Here is a 19,599-nt window from a genome sequence, read left to right as displayed (position 1 = left end):
TTATTTATTTTTTTGCTCGTATTTCACCAAAATGTCTAACATGCTTACAGATGCATCTTCCATATTGTTTACAATACCTTCTACCTTTGATGTACAATAGTTATAGAATATCTGCAGGATCATAGCTACGATCAAACCACCTACGGTCGTAATCAAAGCCACTTTAATACCTCCTGCTACAAGGGCCGGGCTCATATCACCTGCTGCCTGAATCTGGTCGAAGGCGTCGATCATACCGATTACAGTTCCCAAGAACCCCAACATAGGAGCCAATGCGATGAACAATCCGATCCAGGTCAATCCTTTTTCCATCAATCCCATCTGTACCGATCCGTAAGAAACAACTGATTTCTCAACCATGTCGATGCCCTGATCGTAACGGGAAAGTCCCTGATAGAAAATACTTGCAATAGGTCCGCGGGTGTTACGGCAATAGTCTTTTGCTGCTTCAATACCACCGTTGTTCAGCGCGTCCTCAAAACCAACAATGAATTTTTTGGTGTTCGTGTCGGAAAGGTTCAAGTAAATAACCCTTTCAATTGCGACGGCCAAACCGAAAATCAAACACAATGCAACACAAGCCATAAATCCGGCACCACCCTCGATGAATTTCTGTTTGATCGCTGCATGCATTGAAGTACTTTCAATTTCTTCGTCATCGATAGAAACTGTTGTTTGCTCGGTTTGAGCTGCTGGTGCTGCTTCGTCTTCCTGAGCCATTAATTTTGATGCTCCAATAGTAAGCATTCCTAAAACTGCTATTAGTGCAAATAATTTTCTCATGATCTCTTTAACTGATTTTTAGTTTATAAATAATTAAAATTTAACTCTCAAACTTCAGGCGTACCCTTGCAAACCTTTGTATTCCCACAGGACGCACCAAAAGACGCGGCAAGGTACAAAAAAAATGTTAAAACCCAATATGATTCATGGTTATTTCTCCTTTTATTGATGAATTTAAGTATTTTTTTATTTCGTTAGCGTCATGGTATTTCTCCAGCAGATACATCATTTTGCAGACAGCAGCTTCCATCGTGATGTCATATCCACTTGAAACTCCGTAGTTTAATAACTCTCTGCTGGTCTCGTAACGGCCCATTTCTACAGTCCCACCCTGACATTGGGTGACGTTGTATATGATGATGCCTTTTTGGGAGGCTTCTTTAATTTTTTCTAAAAAACAACGGTCGGTCGGAGCGTTCCCCGAGCCATAAGTCTCCAAAATCAGTCCTCTTAGACCGGGAGTTTGAATAACGGCATCTATTAATTCCGGACGAATGCCTGGAAATAATTGCAATATGGCGATGTTGGTATTCATTTCCGTAAACGCACAAATCGGCTCTGTCCGGGGGGTATAATTGATGGCTCCGTAATTATAGTGAATATGAATACCGATTTCTGCTAAAGGCGGATAATTGAACGACTGGAAAGCATCGAAGCTCTCTGCATTGATTTTGGTGGTTCGGTTACCCCGGAAGAGTTTGGCTCCGAATAAAATACAGACTTCAGGTACAACTGCCTTGCCTTCGATGGTCGCTGCTGCAATTTCTAATGCTGCAATCAGATTTTCCCGACCATCGGTACGTATGGTACCGATCGGAAGTTGTGAACCTGTGAAAACAACCGGTTTTGTCAGATTGTTCAGCATGAAGCTCAGGGCTGCGGCTGAATAAGCCATCGTATCTGTCCCGTGCAGAATGACGAATCCGGAGTACTGATCGTATTTGTCCAGAATGATTTGGCACAGGTCGGCCCAAAGCGCCGGTTTCAAATCGGACGAATCGATGATCTCCGGTAAAGTATAACTGTTGATAGAAAAACCGAATTCTCTGATCTCAGGAACTGCTTTCGCTATCTGTTCGAAATCGAAAGGACACAATGCCCCTGTCGCCGGATCGTTGACCATTCCGATGGTTCCACCTGTATATATTATCAATACCGATTTTGTCATTGTTGTATCAAAGTTTATCGATGACCCCTCACACGTTTTCGCACTGCAAATTAAACAAATTCAAAGCATTTTGTGTCGTTATTTCCTCAATTTTTTTTGTCTCGAGACCCGTTAATTCTGCAATTTTTTGAGCTATTAACGGAATATAACTACTTTCATTTCTTTTTCCCCGGAAAGGGACCGGAGTCAGGTAAGGAGAATCGGTCTCCAGTACGATGTTTGCCGGGCCGATTTCGCGTAGGGTATCTGCCATCTGACTCTTTTTGAAGGTAACGACTCCTCCGATTCCTAATAAATACCCCATGTCGATTGCTTGCCGGGCTTCTGCTGCATTACCCGGAAAACAATGCAGAATGCCACGGGTATAAGGATGTTTTTTCAGCACCTCGAAAATCACTTCCAGGGAGTCGCGGGAATGAATGATTACCGGCAAACCGGTTTCTTTTGCTATTCCAAGCTGATGTTCGAATGCTTTGATTTGTTCCCGGTAATACCTTTTATCCCAATATAAGTCTATACCACATTCTCCGATGCCGTAAAAGGTATGGTTACCCAAAGCTTTTTCTACCTGGGCCAGCTCTGCTTTATAGTTCTCGTACACAGAAGTGGGGTGTAGCCCTGCCAAAGGAAATAACATCTCCGGGTGTTGGGCTTCCAGGGCGAGCATCCGGTTACGCGATTCACTATCGATGTCCGGAAGAACGATGTAATTCACTCCCGCCTCTCTGGCACGTTGTATAACAGCTTCCCGGTCTTCTCTGAATTCCTCTTCGTAGATATGTGAATGAGTGTCGATGTACATAAATTTAAAGCCAAAAATGATTAGCTGAAAACTAAATGATTTTGCGGAAACGAAGATAATAAAAAAAGCGCACACCCTCGAAGTGTACGCTTTAATTTTCAGGTAATCGTTTAGTCAGCCTTTAACTTTTACCTTTAACTTTTTATACGTGTCCCTGAGCACACATTGCTTCAGCTACTTTTATAAAGCCGCCGATGTTAGCACCTTTCACGTAGTCAATCTTGTCTCCTTCTTTGCCGAATTTAACACAAGTATCGTGGATATCTTTCATGATCTGAGACAGTTTCTGGTCAACTTCTTCAGCTGTCCAGCTATATCTCATTGAGTTCTGGCTCATTTCCAGACCCGATACGGCAACACCACCTGCGTTAGCTGCTTTACCCGGAGCGAAAGTGATATGAGAATTCAAATATTTAACAGCTTCAGCTGTACAACCCATGTTGGAAGTTTCTACAACCATCTGACAGCCGTTAGCAACCAGTTGTTTTGCATCTTCTTCGTTCAATTCGTTCTGAATAGCACACGGGAATGCGATATCACATTTTACTTCCCATGGTTTTTTCTTAGCGAAGAATTTAGCTCCGAATTTAGCTGCATACGGTTCTACAACGTCGTTGTTGCTTGCACGTAATTCCAGCATATAATCGACACCTTCCTGGGTAATACCTTTTTCATCATAGATGTATCCGTCCGGTCCGGAGATGGTTACCAATTTGGCACCCAATTGAACGAGTTTCTGGGCAGCTCCCCAGGCAACATTACCGAATCCGGAAATCGCAACAGTTTTGCCTTTGATATCCTGACCTTTTTCTTTCAGCATGTGCTGAGCGAAATATACCGTACCGTAACCGGTAGCTTCCGGACGTACACGTGATCCACCGAATTCTCTTGGTTTACCGGTCAGTACACCTACGAATTCATTCCGGATTCTCTTATATTGTCCAAACAGATAACCGATTTCACGGGCTCCTACGCCGATATCACCGGCAGGAACGTCTGTGTCGGCACCGATATATTTGCAAAGTTCAGTCATAAAGCTCTGGCAAAAACGCATTACTTCATTGTCTGATTTTCCTTTCGGGTTGAAGTCCGAACCTCCTTTACCACCACCCATAGGCAGCGTAGTCAGAGAGTTTTTGAAAGTCTGCTCGAAACCTAAAAATTTCAGTCCGCCCAAAGTTACCGACGGGTGGAAACGTAAACCTCCTTTGTACGGTCCGATAGCACTATTGAATTGAACGCGGTAACCGCGGTTGATTTGTACTTCACCTTTGTCGTCGATCCATGGAACACGGAACATGATTACTCTTTCAGGTTCTACCATTTTTTCAAGGATCTTATTGGCCTTGTATTTCGGGTTTGCCTGATAGGTATCCCATACAGTTTCAATAACTTCTTCTACAGCCTGGTGGAACTCTGATTCACCTACTGTTTTAGCCTTTAAGGCTTCCATGAATTCTTTAATTTCTGGTCTCATGTGTATAATTTTTAGTATGAGTTAATTCAAACGTTTTCGGATGTCAAAATTATCTAATTATTTACGATATCAAAACTTTTTGCAGTTAATTTTTTATTAACAAACCTTGATTTTGCTTTCGGATTGATAGTTGGAGATATATCCCTGCTGATAATCTGTTACCAAAACCGAAATTAGTATTTCGGCGGTCTCTCTCGGGGTGATAAAATTACCGGAGAGAATATTTTTTACCTGCCAGACCGATTATTTTCCCTTCCAGTTCGAGTTGCAATAAGATAGCCGCTAGTTCACTACTTGGACGCTGGGTCAACTGGCATAATTCATCGATATGCAGAGTTCCTTTTTCACTTAAGAGCTGAATGAGTTCATTCTCTCGTTCGTCGTCGCTGAAATTCGGTAAGATCGTTTGTTGCAGTGTCGTTTTTTTTATCGGATAACCTAAGAGGTGGGCCACGTCGGTGGCATTTTCGGTTAATGCGGCAATGTTTTCTTTAATCAGAAAATTGCAGCCTGCCGAATATTTATCTTCCGGACGTCCAGGGAAAGCCATGACTTCCCGGTCGTATGACATGGCCAGGCGCGCTGTGGCCATAGCTCCTCCCTTTATGGCCGATTCGGCTACCAGGGTTGCATGACAGAGACCCGCAATAATCCGGTTGCGGCGTAAGAAATTGCTCGGATGTATATTCGCCGTGCAAGGAAATTCGCTGATCCAGGCCCCGCCGGTCTCCAGAATCTGACGTGCCATGCTTTTATGGGTCGCCGGATAAATCATGTGTAATCCATGTCCCAATACGGCTAAAGTCGTCAAGCCGAACTTCAGGGAAGCCCGGTGGGCCGAGGCGTCGATGCCATAAGCCAATCCGCTGACCAGGACAGGACGACAACCCAGATTCACCAGGTCTTCGACCAATGCCGTCACTCTGGCTTCACACCGGGACGATGCATGTCTTGTCCCTACGATGGCCAGATATTTATTTGCCGGAGAGGACTTTAACTTCCCTTTATAAAAAAAGACCAGGGGAGCATCGGCACATTGCCGGAGCAATTCCGGATAACACCCGTCTTCGATTGTGCAGATTTGTATCTCGTGTTTGTCCAACTGTTCTATCTCCGCTTCTGAATTTTGTATAGCCGTTTTCCGGTTAAAAGTGTCCGTGGGTATATTCAACTCCCGATAGAGCTGATTCAGCGCTTGGTCGCTTTCGAGAAAAAAACCTTCCAGACCTCCGCATCTTTCGATCAACGGGAGGTATATGCAGCTATTCAGCTTGGGTAATAAACTGATCGCAATGCGGGCTTTCACAGAGCTATTTCGATTCATGGCTAAAGAAGATTTAAATGGATCCGTATTTAACAAAGTTATGAAATATTATTGAATTATACTTCTTAAAAACAAGATATTATTCCGTAGCTTCGATGGGCAGAGAAGCTGATTTCTTTACTTTTGCCGTTTTCTCCGATTAATATTGGAGTTTTGCTTTTTCCTTTTTATTTTTGGCAAAATTTGCAGGTATATGAACAATATAATTTTTACCCGTGATATCCGGGCGGATTTACAATTGAAGCTGGCGGACTTCGGTATTGCAGATATTTTCGTACTGGTCGATAATAATTCCCGTAATTTTTGTCAGAGAAGTTTCGAGGATTTCGGTATTCCTGAAGAACATATTATTACAATTCCTGAAGGTGAACATCACAAATCTTTAGAGAGTGTGGCTGAGATTTGGCAGGTATTGTCCGATCAGGGGGCCCGGCGAAATGCTGTTTTGGTGAATGTGGGAGGAGGAGTGATTACCGATCTCGGTGGGTTTGCTGCTTCTTGCTTCAAACGGGGAATACATTGTGTGAATATACCGACGACACTTCTGGCTCAGATCGATGCGTCGGTGGGAGGAAAGACCGGCTTTGATTTCAATGGATTGAAAAACGAAATCGGTAGTTTCGCTATCCCCGATTGGGTACTTATCGATAATCATTTTTTAGCTACTTTGCCCGAACGGCAGATTATGTCAGGATTTGCCGAAATGCTGAAACACGCTTTATTAGCCGATGAAGAACATGTGGCTGAAGCGATGCAGGTAGATTTTGCCGGAGTGGCGGAAGAAGATTTTTTGAAGCTGATACGTAAATCCGTTGCGGTGAAAGCGGCTATTGTACAAAGTGATCCCCGGGAAAAAGGATTGCGCAAAGCATTGAATTTCGGACATACGGTGGGGCATGCTATCGAAAGTGTCGCTATCCGCCGTGGACTCGATATTTTCCATGGAGATGCTGTTGCGTACGGCATGATTGCCGAATTGTTCCTCTCCGTGCAAAAACTTGGTTTCGATGAAAAACATTTCGAGGCGGTAAGGAAGTTTATCCGCGAAAAATACCCGGTCTACCATCCTGTAGCCGAAGCGGACGAATTATATGAGCTGATGCTGCACGATAAGAAAAACGAACAGGCAGGGGTTAATTTTACACTCATACATAAACCCGGCGAATTTGACATCGATAATTATTGTAGCCGGGATGAAATTTTCGAAGCCCTTAAACAAATTTAATGGGAAGGGGAATGGATATAACTTTGGATTTCAAGTCGAAACGGGTACAAGGTACGGTTACTTTGCCTGCCTCGAAAAGTATTTCCAATCGGGTGCTCATCGTCAATGCCTTGGCCGATAGTGAACTACCGATAGAAAATCTCGCCGATTGTGACGATACGCAAAGTATGGTGCGGATACTGTGTAGTGAAAATAGCTATTTTGATGTGGGGCATGCCGGGACAGCGATGCGTTTTCTGACGGCTTATCTTTCAAGGATTATCGGGAAGTGGGTACTGACGGGATCCGAGCGGATGAAACAAAGACCCATTCGGGTGTTGGTAGAAGCTTTGAACCGATTGGGAGCACGGATCGGGTATCTTGAAAACGAAGGTTTTCCGCCATTGGAGATTTACGGTTCCCGCCTGGTGGGTGGAAGTATAGATATTCCGGCTTCTGTCAGTAGCCAGTATATCTCTGCTTTATTGATGATCGCTCCTTATATGGAAAAAGGATTGGAAATCCGGCTTACCGGCAAGGTAGTTTCGAGTTCCTATATCGATATGACTTTGCAGATCATGCGGGAGTTTGGAGCCGAAGTCGGTCGGGAGGATACTGTGATCGGAGTGAAACCGGGAGAATACCGGTCTGTTCCTTACCGGGTAGAATCGGATTGGAGTGCTGCTTCTTATTTTTATGAATTGCTGGCTATCGCCGGAGAAGGAGAGATTATCCTGACCGGCTTGAAAGAAAAAAGCATGCAGGGAGATTCCCGTCAGACTGTTGTGTGGAGGAAATTAGGGGTTCGAACCTGCTATGAGGGAGATTTAGTGAGATTATCGGCCGCAAAGCCTGAAATCGATCGGTTGGATTATGATTTTGTGGAAATGCCCGATCTCGTCCAATCGTTTGCTGTGGCTTGTTGTATGCGGCGTATTCCATTTCTGTTCCGGGGAGTGGAGACCTTGCGGATTAAAGAAACCGATCGGATCCAGGCGCTGATAGAGGAATTGGGCAAATTGGGTTATCTGTTGAAAGCTGAAGGAGATGGAGCCTTGATTTGGGAAGGGGAACGGACCGGGGGGCAGCCATGTCCCCGGATTGCGACTTATCACGATCATCGCATGGCCATGGCATTTGCTCCTGCAGCCCTGAAACATCCGGGATTAGTTATTGTGGATAAAGAAGTCGTTTCCAAATCTTTTCCCCGTTATTGGGAAGCACTGGCCGGATGTTTTGGGACGAAATCCGGATATTCGGACTCTTAAGATCTTTTAGCTTTGAAAAATTGTTTCACTATTTCACTGCATTCCCCGGTTAAAATGCCTGAGGTGATTCGGGTTTTCGGATGCAATACGGGAGGGGTCAGACGCGAGTATCCCCGATGAGGGTCGGGGGCTCCGGTCACTAATTCGCCGAGTTGTGCCCATGATAATGCACCGGCACACATGGTGCAAGGTTCCATCGTTACGTACAGCGTGCATTCATTCAGGTATTTACCTCCCAGATAAGAGGTTGCCATCGTGATGGCAAGCATTTCTGCATGAGCGGTGACGTCATTCAGTTTTTCGGTTTCATTATGGGCCCGGGCGATAATTTTTCCTTTACATACGACGACGGCTCCTACAGGGATTTCTCCCTCCTCTGCGGCTTGTCGGGCTTCCTGCAGGGCTTTATGCATATAATATTCATGTGTCGTCATCGGCTACGTCGGATCTGTTCGGTCGGAAAAATTTACCATTCAGCAACTTTTACCCGGCAAAGTTAAGGATTTTTCCCGGATCACCGCCCGGAAAGCCGGTCTTTTATATCAATCGTTTGAGTATGATATTGAGTGGATTGTAATCAAAATATTTGGGTAGCAGATAAATTATTCCTAATTTTATCATCCCGAAACAATGGGACATATGAATTGCTAGTTCATTAATCATTAATAATAATTTTATGCAGACGATTGACACTTACAATTTTCAAGGGAAAAAAGCATTGATCCGTGTGGATTTCAATGTACCCTTAAATGATAAATTCGAGATCACCGACGACACCCGTATGCGGGCGGCTATTCCTACGATCAGGAAGGTGCTTGCCGGCGGCGGTGCTGTTATTCTGATGTCTCATCTGGGACGTCCGAAAGGGGTTGACAGTAAATATTCGCTGAAACATATTCAGAAACATTTAGAAGAATTACTGGGACAACCGGTCAGATTTGCGGATGATTGCATAGGTGAAAGTGCCAAAAAACAAGCTGCTGAATTGAAACCGGGAGAAGTATTACTGCTCGAAAATCTGCGTTATTATGCAGAAGAAGAAGGTAAACCCCGTGGTTTGGCTGACGATGCCTCCGATGAAGAAAAAAAAGCTGCAAAGGCAGCGGTCAAAGAATCTCAGAAGAAATTTGTCGCCGACCTGGCTTCTTTAGGTGATGTTTGGATCAACGATGCATTCGGTACCGCCCACCGGGCTCATGCTTCTACCGCTTTGATCGCAAAATATTTCCCCAACGATAAATTATTCGGTTATGTGATGGAAGGTGAACTGAAGGCGGTCGACAGTGTGATGAAAGATCCGAAACGTCCTTTTACCGCTATCATGGGGGGATCTAAAGTTTCTTCTAAAATCGACATCATCATGAACCTGATGGATAAGGTGGACAACCTGATCCTGGGTGGAGGGATGACCTATACCTTCAAGGCTGCTTTGGGGGGACATGTCGGAAGTTCTATTTGTGAAGCCGATAAGCTTGATCTGGCGCTCGATATCATGCGTATTGCCAAAGAAAAAGGGGTTAATCTGGTATTGTCCGATCAGGCTGTCATCGCCGATGGTTTCAGCAATGATGCGAATACCAAATTGGCTGATCCCATGAATATTCCGGATGGCTGGGAAGGATTGGATATCGGTCCGGAGACTCGCGAACGTTTTGCTAAAGTAATCGAAGAATCCAAAACGATTCTTTGGAACGGTCCGGTCGGGGTATTCGAAATGCCCAAATTCGCCGAAGGTACCAGGGCTATTGCCGAGGCTATTGTGAAAGCTACTGAAAAAGGTGCTTTCTCTCTGATCGGTGGTGGTGACTCTGTCGCTGCTATCAACCAGTTCGGACTGGCCGACAAGGTCAGCTACGTATCTACCGGTGGAGGTGCCCTTCTCGAATACATCGAAGGAAAAGAATTACCCGGAATCACTGCTATCCGCGGAGAATAATCGTGACTTCGATAAAATAAATGAGCGTCCGTTGAAGTGCGGACGCTTTTTTTTATGTCATTAAGGTCGGATTTTTCAATTATATATTTTTACTTTTGTAGGAGTAAAACTAGTTTGTTATGAGCACGATGATTCAGGTAACAGAGCCGACGATGGTCCTCAATGAGGAAGTGTGTAAAAGTAATATTGCCCGGATGGCGGCCAAAGCGAAAGCAGCCAATGTGGTATTCCGGCCACATTTTAAAACTCATCAGTCCCGGGAAATCGGTGAGTGGTTCAGAGCGAGCGGAGTGGATAAGATTACCGTTTCTTCATTGAACATGGCTATGAAATTCGCCGAATGGGGATGGAACGATATTACGGTCGCTTTTCCGGTAAATTGTCTGGAACACGAGAAAATCAACGCTTTAGCAGCTAAGATTCGTTTGAATTTGTTATTGGTCCATTCCGAAGGAGCCCGGCAATTGTCCGAATGCCTGAAATATCCGGTAGGCGTATATCTGGGAGTAGATACCGGATACCATCGGGATGGGGTAGACGCCGGTAACTATGAAAAAATCGAACGGATCATGAATATTGTTGCTCCCGATGTGAATATCAAATTCGAGGGTTTCCTTACCCATGCCGGACATACGTATAACGCCCGTTCTAAAGAAGAAATTTTGCAGATTCATAAAGACAATCTGCGCATGCTTAAAAATATCAAAGAAAGATATATTGATCGCTATCCTCAGCTCAAGATTTCTTTAGGGGATACGCCTTCCTGTTCATTGGCCGATCGTTTTGGTGTGGCCGATGAAATTCGCCCCGGAAACTTTGTTTTTTATGATGTAACACAATTGAAAATCGGTTCTTGCGACTGGTATAATATCGCTTTGGCAGTGAAATGCCCGGTGGTGGACATCAACCGGCACCGGAATGAGGCGGTGATTTATGGGGGGGGAGTACATTTTTCTAAGGATAGGATCGATCGTCCCGGTAATCGTCCGCTTTATGGGATGGTTGCTGAAAACCATAACGATTATTGGGGAAATATTATTTCGGGTGTGGAATTGGTGTCCTTGTCCCAGGAACATGGCGTAATGCATTGTACGGACGATTTTCTCGATCGGCTTCATGTCGGGGATGTTGTCACCGTATTGCCTGTGCATTCCTGTATGACGGCCGATCTGATGAAAATTTACCACATGAACGACGGGAAAACTGCCGCCCATATTTAAAGCATCATGGAGGATAAAATTAAAGTTGCCGGTGAAATAGCAGCTCATACTTATCCTTTGAGTGAAAAAAGCCTTTGCCGTTTGGCTGCTATCTTAGAACCACGGAAATTATTGAAGAATGAATTATTTTTGAAAGAAGGCGATGTCGCACGTTCGATGGGAGTCGTCGAACAAGGGATGGTGAGGCAGTTTTACCGGAAAAAAAATCTGGAGATTACGGAGCATTTTACATACGAAGGCCATCTTTTCGTATGTCTGGAAAGTTTTATTCGTCAGATCCCGGGACAATTTTATGTTGAGGCACTCGAGCCTACTCTGATCTATGAAATACCTTACGGACCTTTTCATGAACTCATGCAACAGGATCCCGAAATTTTGCGGGTATATTGTACCATCCTCGAAAGTTCGTTAATCATTTCCCAACATAAAGCGGATGCCCGCAACCGGCATTCTGCTTTCGAACGTTATCGGCGTCTGGAGTTCGAACACCCTCAGATCGTCCGGAGGGCTCCTCAGATTCATGTGGCTTCTTTTTTGGGGATGAGTCCTGAAACCTTAAGCCGGATACGGGCTGGTAAGATTTCTTGATACAGATCAAGAAATGTCCTGCCGGAAAGTATTTCAGTATCGAAAACGTTGTAAATCGGATCGAAATACAGAATTTTGCACTGTTTTTAAATCTTGTGCTATGATAAAATACTGTATTTTTTCTATTTTTTGTTTTCTTCCCTTTTTGATTTGGGCGGATGAGTTACCCCAACTGGGTAAGGCTCCTTTGGAAAAAGTGATTCAGGCCATGACGGTCGACGAAAAGATCCGGTTGTTGACCGGAACGGGTGAGGTGGCCGAAGATATTTTGGTTGCCGTGGGCGAAACCGATAAAATTGTGCCCGGTGCTGCCGGTACCACCTATCCCATTCCCCGGCTGGGTATTCCGGCGATGGTAATGGCCGACGGTCCTGCCGGACTTCGGATTTCTGCCCGGCGTGATAGTTGTCCGCGAACATTTTATTGTACTGCTTTCCCTGTAGCTACTTTGCTGGCTTCGACCTGGAATACGGATTTGGTACAACAGGTCGGGCAGGCCATGGGTAACGAAGTGCTCGAATATGGTTGTGATATTTTATTGGCACCTGCTCTTAATATCCACCGGAATCCTCTGTGTGGCCGGAATTTCGAGTATTATTCCGAAGATCCTTTCCTGACAGGTAAAATCGCAGTAGCTATGGTAAAAGGTATTCAACAAAACGGCGTAGGCACGTCTGTGAAACATTTTGCCGTCAATAATCAGGAGACGAACCGGATTGCTAATGATGCGATTCTCTCTCCCCGTGCGATGAGGGAGATTTATCTCAAAGGCTTTGAAATGGTGGTGAAGGAAGCGAATCCCTGGACGGTAATGTCGTCGTATAATAAGATCAACGGCGTTTATACCTCCGAGAGTTATGATTTACTGACGACGATTTTGCGTAAAGAGTGGGGATATCAGGGGATGGTGGTCACCGACTGGTTCGGTGGACGCGATGCCGTCGGGCAGGTCCAGGCTGGAAACGACCTGCTGATGCCCGGGAAAATTCGCCAGCAAGATAGTATCCGCCAGGCATTGAAGACAGGAAAACTATCTATGGCCGACGTCGACCGGAATGTACGCCGGGTGTTGGAGTTGATCCTGAAAACGCCCCGTTTTAAAGGATATCCCTATTCCGAACAGCCTGATCTGAAAGCACATGCTTCGGTTACCCGTGAAGCTGCTGCCGAAGGAATGATTTTGTTGAAAAATGATGGAAAAACGTTACCGTTGGCCGCTGATGTGCGTGATATTGCCGTTTTTGGAAATACTTCTTACCAGTTTATTGCCGGAGGTACCGGTAGCGGTGATGTCGAAGAAGCTTATTCTGTCTCTTTGGAAGAAGGATTGACCGGAGCCGGTTTTATCCTCGATAAGGGCTTGAAACAGCATTATTTGGATTATATCCGGGCTGAAGAGGCTAAAATCGATTGGAAGAAATACAACCACGTCACTCCTCCCCGTATCGTGGAATGTACTTTAGACGAAGGGTTGATCCGGCGAAAAGCCGAAGAAACGGATATGGCTATGATTACCATCGGCCGGAATGCCGGAGAATACAGTGACCGGAAAGTGAAAGACGATTTCGAGCTTTGTGCCGACGAACGGGAAATGCTGGAAAAGGTAACCCGAATCTTTCATCAGGAGGGTAAAAAGGTAGTCGTCATCCTGAATATCGGGGGAGTGATCGAAACGGCTTCCTGGAAAGACCGGCCCGATGCAATCCTGTTGGCTTGGCAGGGGGGACAGGAAGGTGGAAACTCGGTGGCCGATATTTTATCGGGCAAGGTGAATCCCTCCGGTAAGTTACCGATGACTTTCCCTGTCCGTTATGAAGATGCCGCTTCCTCTGAAAATTTTCCCCTAATCGGCGATGAGGAAGCTCTCGATATTTACCGGGAGTTTTATACCGGGCCTAAAGGTACCGACCGGCCGAATATCGACTTTACCCGATATGAAGAGGGGATCTATGTCGGTTACCGTTATTTCGATAAATATCGGGTAGATGTTTCCTATCCCTTCGGTTTCGGCTTGTCGTATACCGGATTTACTTATAGCAAACCTCGGTATTTGCGTACAGAACAAGGATATGAATTTTCCTGTACAGTGACCAATACCGGAAAGATACCGGGAAAAGAAGTGGTACAGTTATATATCGCCGCTCCCGGAAAAACAATGGTTAAACCACAGAAAGAACTGAAAGCCTTTGCCAAAACGAAAATATTGGCTCCCGGAGAGAGTGAGGTCGTTCGGTTGGTTGTCGGTTTGTCCGAACTGGCGTCCTTCGACGAGCAAGCTTCCTGTTGGGCAGTTGAATCCGGTCGCTATCTGGCTATTTGGGGGAGTTCTTCCCGGGATTGCCGTTTAAAACAATCTTTTACGCTTCGGCAAGCCGTGACGGGTGAAGAGGTGCATCGGGTTTTATTACCCGTACGACAACTCGAAGAGTTGTATTGAGTTCGACGGAGAAACGGGCCTGCCGTTTTTGGTTTTTCGTTTACTTTATTACCTTTGCTGTGATAATGAACGTTTTATTAGTTGAATAACATAATTTTATAACATTCCCGAATCGGAAAATTATTCTGTTTCTTTATCGGATTATTCCTTGGGTTTTCATCGTTTATTCTAATAAACCGTCTGATTATCAGTTTCCTTTCAGGGCTTCACAATAACGATGAATTCCGTGTATTACGATTTCAATTTCCTCGTCATCCAATACCTCCAGTATTTTGGATATCGTTTCATTAATCGAATCTGTTGCTTCTGCAAGCCGGGACTCCCCTGCTGCCGAGAGGGTGATCACTTTCCTCCGTTTGTCCTTTTCATCCTGATAGATATCCACCAAGCCGGCTTGGACTAACTTTTTTATATTTCTACTCATCGTAGAATGTTCGACATGAAGAAAATCTGCTAATTCCTGAATAGAAAGACTTATATTGTTCTTTATATGATAGAGGATATGCCGCTGACTGAATGATAAGCCCGCACGATGTTTGAATAAACCCAATTCCTTGACCAGTTCATAGTTCAGTTGGCGGAGTATATCGATATAGTTTTGCATCATGTCGTTAATAAAGGTATTTTTATATATGTATCAAACATGGATCTTCTCTCTGCAAATATATGTATTATGCATATAAATCCAAATAAAGTTTGAAAATTTAACACAAATAATTTAAAAAATCCAAATTTTCCGGCTCAATTGCGCGAAAGTACCCGGAATCGGTTGCGTTTACCGAAAAGAATAAACACATCGTTGGCGTTGACCACAAAGTCATCGGATACTTCTTCGAGAAGTTCCATGCGTAAATACCCCTTTTCTTCATCCCGGTCATAATGTTTTATAGCGATTAATTTGAGCGAGAAATCTTTTTCCAGTTTGATGTCTCCCAGTCGTCGTCCGACAAAAGCAGGGGGAAGCTTCATTTCATAAATATAATAATCCGGTGATACCTGATAAGAATAGATTAATGTAGTTAATTCGGTTTTTGTTGCGAAAAAATCGGCATATTCTTTTTCGAGTTGAATGATTTCCGTTATACCCATTGCTTCCAGAACCGTTTTATGTAAGGTAGAAATAGCCCGGACAATAATACGTTTAGCTCCGTTTTGTTTAAGAATAGCCACGGTCAGTATAGAAGCTCCTGCATCCTTACCTAACGAAACGATATTCAGGTCTGCATCTTTCAACGGTAAATTGCGGGCAGCCTGTTCGTTGTTGAGGTTCAGGCAGATCGTATTTTTAATACTATCTTTATATGCATTCACTTTATCTATATCTTTATCGACCCCGATAACTTCATATCCCATGGCCGTCAACCGTTGAGCCAGCGCCATCCCGAAATTCCCTAAACCGATGATAATACATTTCATAACAAAAAACAATAAGCAATAGGCTAAAGGCTATAAGCTATAAGCTAAAGGCTATAAGCAATAGGCTAAAAGTAAAAATGAATAACAATAACGTCTACGTATATTTTAAAAATGAGTTCCTTTTCTTTTCCCCCTTTTAGCTTCCTCCTTTTCTTCTCCTTGTCCCTCGTTTCTTGCCTTTTTCTTTTCGCTTTTCGCCTATAGCTTTTCGCCTATAGCCTTTGGCCTTTAGCTTATAGCCTTTCGCCTTTTTAAACAATCACATTCTCCTCCGCATAAGTATAACTTTGTGAACTTTGCCGGGGAATAAGTCCTGAAAGTAAAGTGATCAATCCCACTCTACCTACGAACATCGTCAGGCTGATGATGATTTTTCCGGCCGTATTCAACTGGGAGGTAAAGTCGAGGCTAAGGCCTACGGTACTTATCGCCGACGTTACTTCGAATAAAATTTGGGTGACCGATCCCTCCGGTACCCAAAAAGCCACCAGGCAGGTGGCGGTTCCGATCCACAGGATAGATAATAATATGATTGCATGAGCCCGTCGCACGTTTTCCGATGGGAGTTGACGTTTAAAAATTTCGATTTTTTCTTTGCCTCTCAGCGTATTGATGATATTCTTCAACGCAATAGTAATCGTTGTTGTTTTTATCCCCCCGCCGGTAGATAAGGGCGAAGCGCCGATCCACATCAATAGGAGAGTCAGGAACAAAGTCGACGGCAGGAGAGAAGTCAGATCGACTGTATTAAAACCCGCAGTGCGGGGAGTCACTGCACTGAAGAAAGACACCGCCAGCTTTCCTCTTAATGGAAGCCCTCTCAGGCAATTGTTGTTTTCAGACAACCAGAAGAGTAAAGTTCCTCCCACAAGGAGCAGTAAAGTTGCCGTAATGACAATACGGGTAGTGGTATTCACAATTCTTACATGCGACGGCATACGCTTCGAAGAGCCGGTAAGCCGGTAAAAAAGGTTTCTGACTTTATGATTTACCAGTTTACCGTAATTGAACAGGATGGGAAACCCGATCCCTCCCAATATAATCAGGGTGGCTATCCAGCACTGTAAGCCGTATAAATCCCGGATACCCGGATGGTACAAATTGCCCGTTAAAGTTGAAAAGCCGGCATTGCAAAAGGCCGATACGGCATGGAAAATAGCAAAAAATATCTTATTCGGTATAAGGGAGGGGGAGAGATCCCGGATCTCCCACCACAAGATCCAGGCTCCGATAGCTTCCACGATAATCGTCGTGAAAAGTGTGTAGAAAAGAGTTCGGAAAATATTGTTCATCGATTCCTCGCTCAGGATATTTTTTAAAGCCATTTGATCGTTAAAAGAGGTTTGGGTGAAAAAAGACAAAGCGATAAAACTGGTGAAAGTCATGACCCCGATCCCTCCGATTTGGATCAGCAAAAGGAGAACCACCTGACCTGTTGTAGTAAAAGTGGTGGCCGTATCGACAACCGTCAGGCCCGTAATACACACGGCACTCGTAGAAGTGAACAGGGCATCGATAAAACTCAGCGATCCATGATGCGCTTTCGGTAACATAAGCAGGAAAGTACCTGTCAGGATGATGGCCAGGAAACTGTAGACAAACGTCATTTCAGGTCTTATATGCCGTTGTAATCCCGTAACTACCACTTTCGAGAGATGGATGATGCTTATAAACAACAAGAGAATATGGGTCAGGATATGATCTGTTTTTTGTAACCAGTTGTCGGTGGGAAAATGAGCCGGTGTTTGGGTCAGGATAACGAATAACAAAAGTGCTAATACGATAATCTCTATCCAATATCCTTTCTCTTGCCAGATCTCTTTGGGATCCAGAAAGATCGTTGCGATACTGCCGAAAAAGAAAATCCGGATGATGATATTGAATCCCTCTGTAACGTATCTTTTCCCTGCCTCACTGATCGCATAACCGTATTCGTAGGCCATCAGTACGATCGTTGCCACTGAAGCGAGGATAAATAAAATACGGATCAGCTGGACGGTCGCTTTTTTCAGGATACGTCGGAGATTGTTGAGTTTATATCTGAATTCGGTAGAAAACATATATACTGGGATTTAATATAAAATGAACGGGATTATATCAGAAAGGTTTTCTTCCGGAATTGTTTTTCTTTGTCAAAATTTGAATGAGTATATATTATTACGTCATTCTTTCTGCTTTTAATCTATAGCTCTGTTTTTTTTGTTCTTACGGTATGGGGGAAAAACAGATCGTTTTATTGAATTCTGTTGCATTTAATTACCGGGTGCGTTTTTCAAGATCCTGATCAACTTTTTGAATAATGCCATAAAATTTACTGAACAGGAAAGTATCTCGATGGGATACTGCCTGTCCGATAACCGGGAACTTTATTTTTAGGTCAAAAACCGGTATTCGGCCGTTTGGTCAGACTCGATCCTTTTGTTCAGGGGATAGGTTTGGGATTGGCCATCTGTGAAATGATCGTCCGGAAAATGAAGGCCGGATCGGTGATGACTCCCAACCCGGCAAAGATGTCGAATTTTGGTTTACCTTACCGTATAAACCTGTCCAACCCTCCTGAAAATAGGCTTATTTCATAAATACAAAATATACGGCCATTACCAGACATACTCCCGCTGCCAGGTGATTCCATTTTAATGTTTCTCCCTGAAAAAAGATCATCGTGAAAATGGCAAAAATGATAAGGGTAATCACTTCCTGGATCACTTTCAGCTGAACAAGTGTAAACGGTCCACCATTGCCTTGAAAACCGATACGGTTGCCTGGGATTTGGAGCGAATACTCGAAAAAAGCCATTCCCCACGATATCAGGATAACACCGATGAGCGGCCAGTTGTTGATCACTTTCATCTCTTGCAACTTTAAATGTCCGTACCACGCAAAAGTCATAAAGATGTTCGAACAAACCAGTAATAAGACGGTATATAACCCTTTCATAGATTCAGGTAAAAATTAAAACTAAAAGATAATGAATTGAAATCGTTTCAAGCGCCGCAAAATTATATCTTTTCTGATTTACTTATTCTTTTTTCTCATCTGTTTTTCATTTTTGTTTTCTATCTTTGTTGAAGGGTCGATTGTTGCGGCTTGCTCTTTCCACCCTTTTACATTTTTACCTTTTACTTTAAAGTTATGTCGAATACGGTTCATAGTATCGAAATCCGGAATCTCTGGAAGAAATACGATTTTTTTTGGGAGAATCTCAATCCCGATGTGAATATATTGATTGGAATCAATGGAAGCGGTAAGACGACCTTATTCAATATCATCGATTCCATCATGATGGCTGATGTAAAACGATTGAGAATTTACGGTGTCGGGGTAAAGATTACCATCGACGATTATACCGTCGATTTCCAACAGAAAATGACTGCAGGAGAGTTGAAAACTGCATTGAGAAACGTAAAATATCAAAAAATCAGTACTTTCGACGTTCCGTTCCGGGACCGGCCGAAAGCCGGTAAAGAGTATAGCCAGTTATATAACGAGCTGCATACTATTGTATACGATATCGGCGGGTCCAATCCTTCTTTCTCGGATTATCGGTTGAAAGCGACTAATTTCCCTGAAGAAGCCGGCCGGATTAATCAACGCATCAAAACACTTTTTGAGACGGTCGACCGGCTTTTTGCCAAAACACAGAAGACCATTCAAATCGATCCGCATACCAATCATCTGATCTTTATCGACGATGGAGAAGTGATACCGCTTTACAAACTATCATCCGGGGAAAAGCAGTTGTTGCTGATTCTGATGCGTGTATTCCTGATGGAAGAACAGCCTTACATCCTCTTGATGGACGAACCTGAAATATCTTTACACATTGAATGGCAATATAAATTATTCGAAGAAATCCGCCATCTGAATCCCAATTGTCAGATCATCACTTCCACCCATTCTCCCAGCCTGTTCGGCGATGGTTGGGGAGATAAGCTGGTATTTGTGGAAGACTTGATAAAGGTAAAAAGCTAAAAGC

Annotated in this window: 18 protein-coding genes; 8 read left to right on the top strand and 10 right to left on the bottom strand. The window is 43.9% G+C overall.

The genetic code is table 11. From position 1 onward, the window contains the following. The 5 genes from WS42_RS02935 to dprA form a co-directional block, all read right to left on the bottom strand. On the bottom strand, positions 1-783 hold the full coding sequence (locus WS42_RS02935; protein ID WP_022160417.1) for a MotA/TolQ/ExbB proton channel family protein: 783 nt from the start codon (positions 781-783) through the stop codon (positions 1-3). Between the two features lie 127 nt (positions 784-910). Beyond that, positions 911-1,951 (bottom strand): asparaginase, encoded by a 1,041-nt coding sequence (locus tag WS42_RS02930; protein WP_022160418.1) that lies wholly within the window; start codon positions 1,949-1,951, stop codon positions 911-913. Between the two features lie 28 nt (positions 1,952-1,979). After that, complete coding sequence (locus WS42_RS02925) at positions 1,980-2,753, bottom strand: TatD family hydrolase (protein ID WP_022160419.1); 774 nt, start codon at positions 2,751-2,753, stop codon at positions 1,980-1,982. Between the two features lie 142 nt (positions 2,754-2,895). Further along, positions 2,896-4,230, bottom strand: a complete 1,335-nt coding sequence (gene gdhA, locus WS42_RS02920; RefSeq protein ID WP_022160420.1) for an NADP-specific glutamate dehydrogenase — start codon at positions 4,228-4,230, stop codon at positions 2,896-2,898. Positions 4,231-4,438: 208 nt separating this feature from the next. Then, complete coding sequence (gene dprA / locus WS42_RS02915; RefSeq protein ID WP_046404360.1) at positions 4,439-5,554, bottom strand: DNA-processing protein DprA; 1,116 nt, start codon at positions 5,552-5,554, stop codon at positions 4,439-4,441. A 193-nt stretch (positions 5,555-5,747) separates the two neighbouring features. On the opposite strand from dprA, the gene aroB reads away from it, so the two are divergent. Together aroB and WS42_RS02905 are read left to right on the top strand one after the other, a co-directional pair. Beyond that, entirely contained in the window at positions 5,748-6,779 is a 1,032-nt protein-coding gene (aroB, locus tag WS42_RS02910) for a 3-dehydroquinate synthase (protein WP_013612999.1), read from the top strand. A gap of 11 nt (positions 6,780-6,790) precedes the next feature. Beyond that, the gene (locus WS42_RS02905; RefSeq protein ID WP_013613000.1) at positions 6,791-8,026 is read left to right on the top strand and encodes a 3-phosphoshikimate 1-carboxyvinyltransferase; all 1,236 of its coding nucleotides are present in this window, start codon (positions 6,791-6,793) and stop codon (positions 8,024-8,026) included. On the opposite strand, the gene WS42_RS02900 is transcribed toward WS42_RS02905, so the two are convergent. Continuing rightward, entirely contained in the window at positions 8,023-8,460 is a 438-nt protein-coding gene (locus WS42_RS02900; RefSeq protein ID WP_013613001.1) for a nucleoside deaminase, read from the bottom strand. The genes WS42_RS02905 and WS42_RS02900 overlap by 4 nt on opposite strands. Positions 8,461-8,702: 242 nt before the next feature. Here WS42_RS02900 and WS42_RS02895 point away from each other — a divergent pair, with 242 nt between their 5' ends. From WS42_RS02895 to WS42_RS02880, 4 genes are all read left to right on the top strand, one after another. Next, a complete protein-coding gene (locus tag WS42_RS02895) occupies positions 8,703-9,962 on the top strand; it encodes a phosphoglycerate kinase (protein WP_013613002.1) in 1,260 nt (419 codons plus the stop codon). Between the two features lie 119 nt (positions 9,963-10,081). Further along, the gene (locus tag WS42_RS02890) at positions 10,082-11,182 is read left to right on the top strand and encodes an alanine racemase (protein ID WP_013613003.1); all 1,101 of its coding nucleotides are present in this window, start codon (positions 10,082-10,084) and stop codon (positions 11,180-11,182) included. 6 nt (positions 11,183-11,188) lie between these two features. Then, a complete protein-coding gene (locus WS42_RS02885; RefSeq protein WP_022160423.1) occupies positions 11,189-11,770 on the top strand; it encodes a Crp/Fnr family transcriptional regulator in 582 nt (193 codons plus the stop codon). Between the two features lie 100 nt (positions 11,771-11,870). Then, positions 11,871-14,207: a beta-glucosidase gene (locus WS42_RS02880; protein WP_022160424.1), complete on the top strand. Its 2,337-nt coding sequence runs from the start codon at positions 11,871-11,873 to the stop codon at positions 14,205-14,207. A 187-nt stretch (positions 14,208-14,394) separates the two neighbouring features. Here WS42_RS02880 and WS42_RS02875 read toward each other — a convergent pair whose 3' ends face one another. The 3 genes from WS42_RS02875 to WS42_RS02865 all read right to left on the bottom strand — a co-directional run bounded on the left by WS42_RS02875 (position 14,395) and on the right by WS42_RS02865 (position 17,683). After that, positions 14,395-14,814 carry a MarR family winged helix-turn-helix transcriptional regulator gene (locus WS42_RS02875; protein WP_041556885.1) on the bottom strand — a complete coding sequence of 140 codons (420 nt, stop codon included), beginning with the start codon at positions 14,812-14,814 and terminating at the stop codon, positions 14,395-14,397. Between the two features lie 134 nt (positions 14,815-14,948). After that, entirely contained in the window at positions 14,949-15,623 is a 675-nt protein-coding gene (locus WS42_RS02870) for a potassium channel family protein (protein ID WP_013613007.1), read from the bottom strand. Between the two features lie 251 nt (positions 15,624-15,874). Then, complete coding sequence (locus WS42_RS02865) at positions 15,875-17,683, bottom strand: TrkH family potassium uptake protein (protein ID WP_022160425.1); 1,809 nt, start codon at positions 17,681-17,683, stop codon at positions 15,875-15,877. A gap of 339 nt (positions 17,684-18,022) precedes the next feature. Here WS42_RS02865 and WS42_RS02860 point away from each other — a divergent pair, with 339 nt between their 5' ends. Continuing rightward, complete coding sequence (locus tag WS42_RS02860) at positions 18,023-18,202, top strand: hypothetical protein (RefSeq protein ID WP_041556887.1); 180 nt, start codon at positions 18,023-18,025, stop codon at positions 18,200-18,202. Here the strand turns inward: WS42_RS02860 and WS42_RS02855 are convergent. Next, positions 18,192-18,560 carry a DMT family protein gene (locus tag WS42_RS02855; RefSeq protein WP_013613009.1) on the bottom strand — a complete coding sequence of 123 codons (369 nt, stop codon included), beginning with the start codon at positions 18,558-18,560 and terminating at the stop codon, positions 18,192-18,194. The genes WS42_RS02860 and WS42_RS02855 overlap by 11 nt on opposite strands. A gap of 195 nt (positions 18,561-18,755) precedes the next feature. Here WS42_RS02855 and WS42_RS02850 point away from each other — a divergent pair, with 195 nt between their 5' ends. Beyond that, entirely contained in the window at positions 18,756-19,595 is an 840-nt protein-coding gene (locus WS42_RS02850; RefSeq protein ID WP_013613010.1) for an AAA family ATPase, read from the top strand. Positions 19,596-19,599 lie beyond the last annotated feature (4 nt).

The organism is Odoribacter sp. N54.MGS-14 (genome assembly GCF_000980295.1).
Classification (GTDB): Bacteria; Bacteroidota; Bacteroidia; order Bacteroidales; family Marinifilaceae; genus Odoribacter; species Odoribacter splanchnicus.
This window is presented reverse-complemented; position numbering and strand designations above follow the sequence as displayed.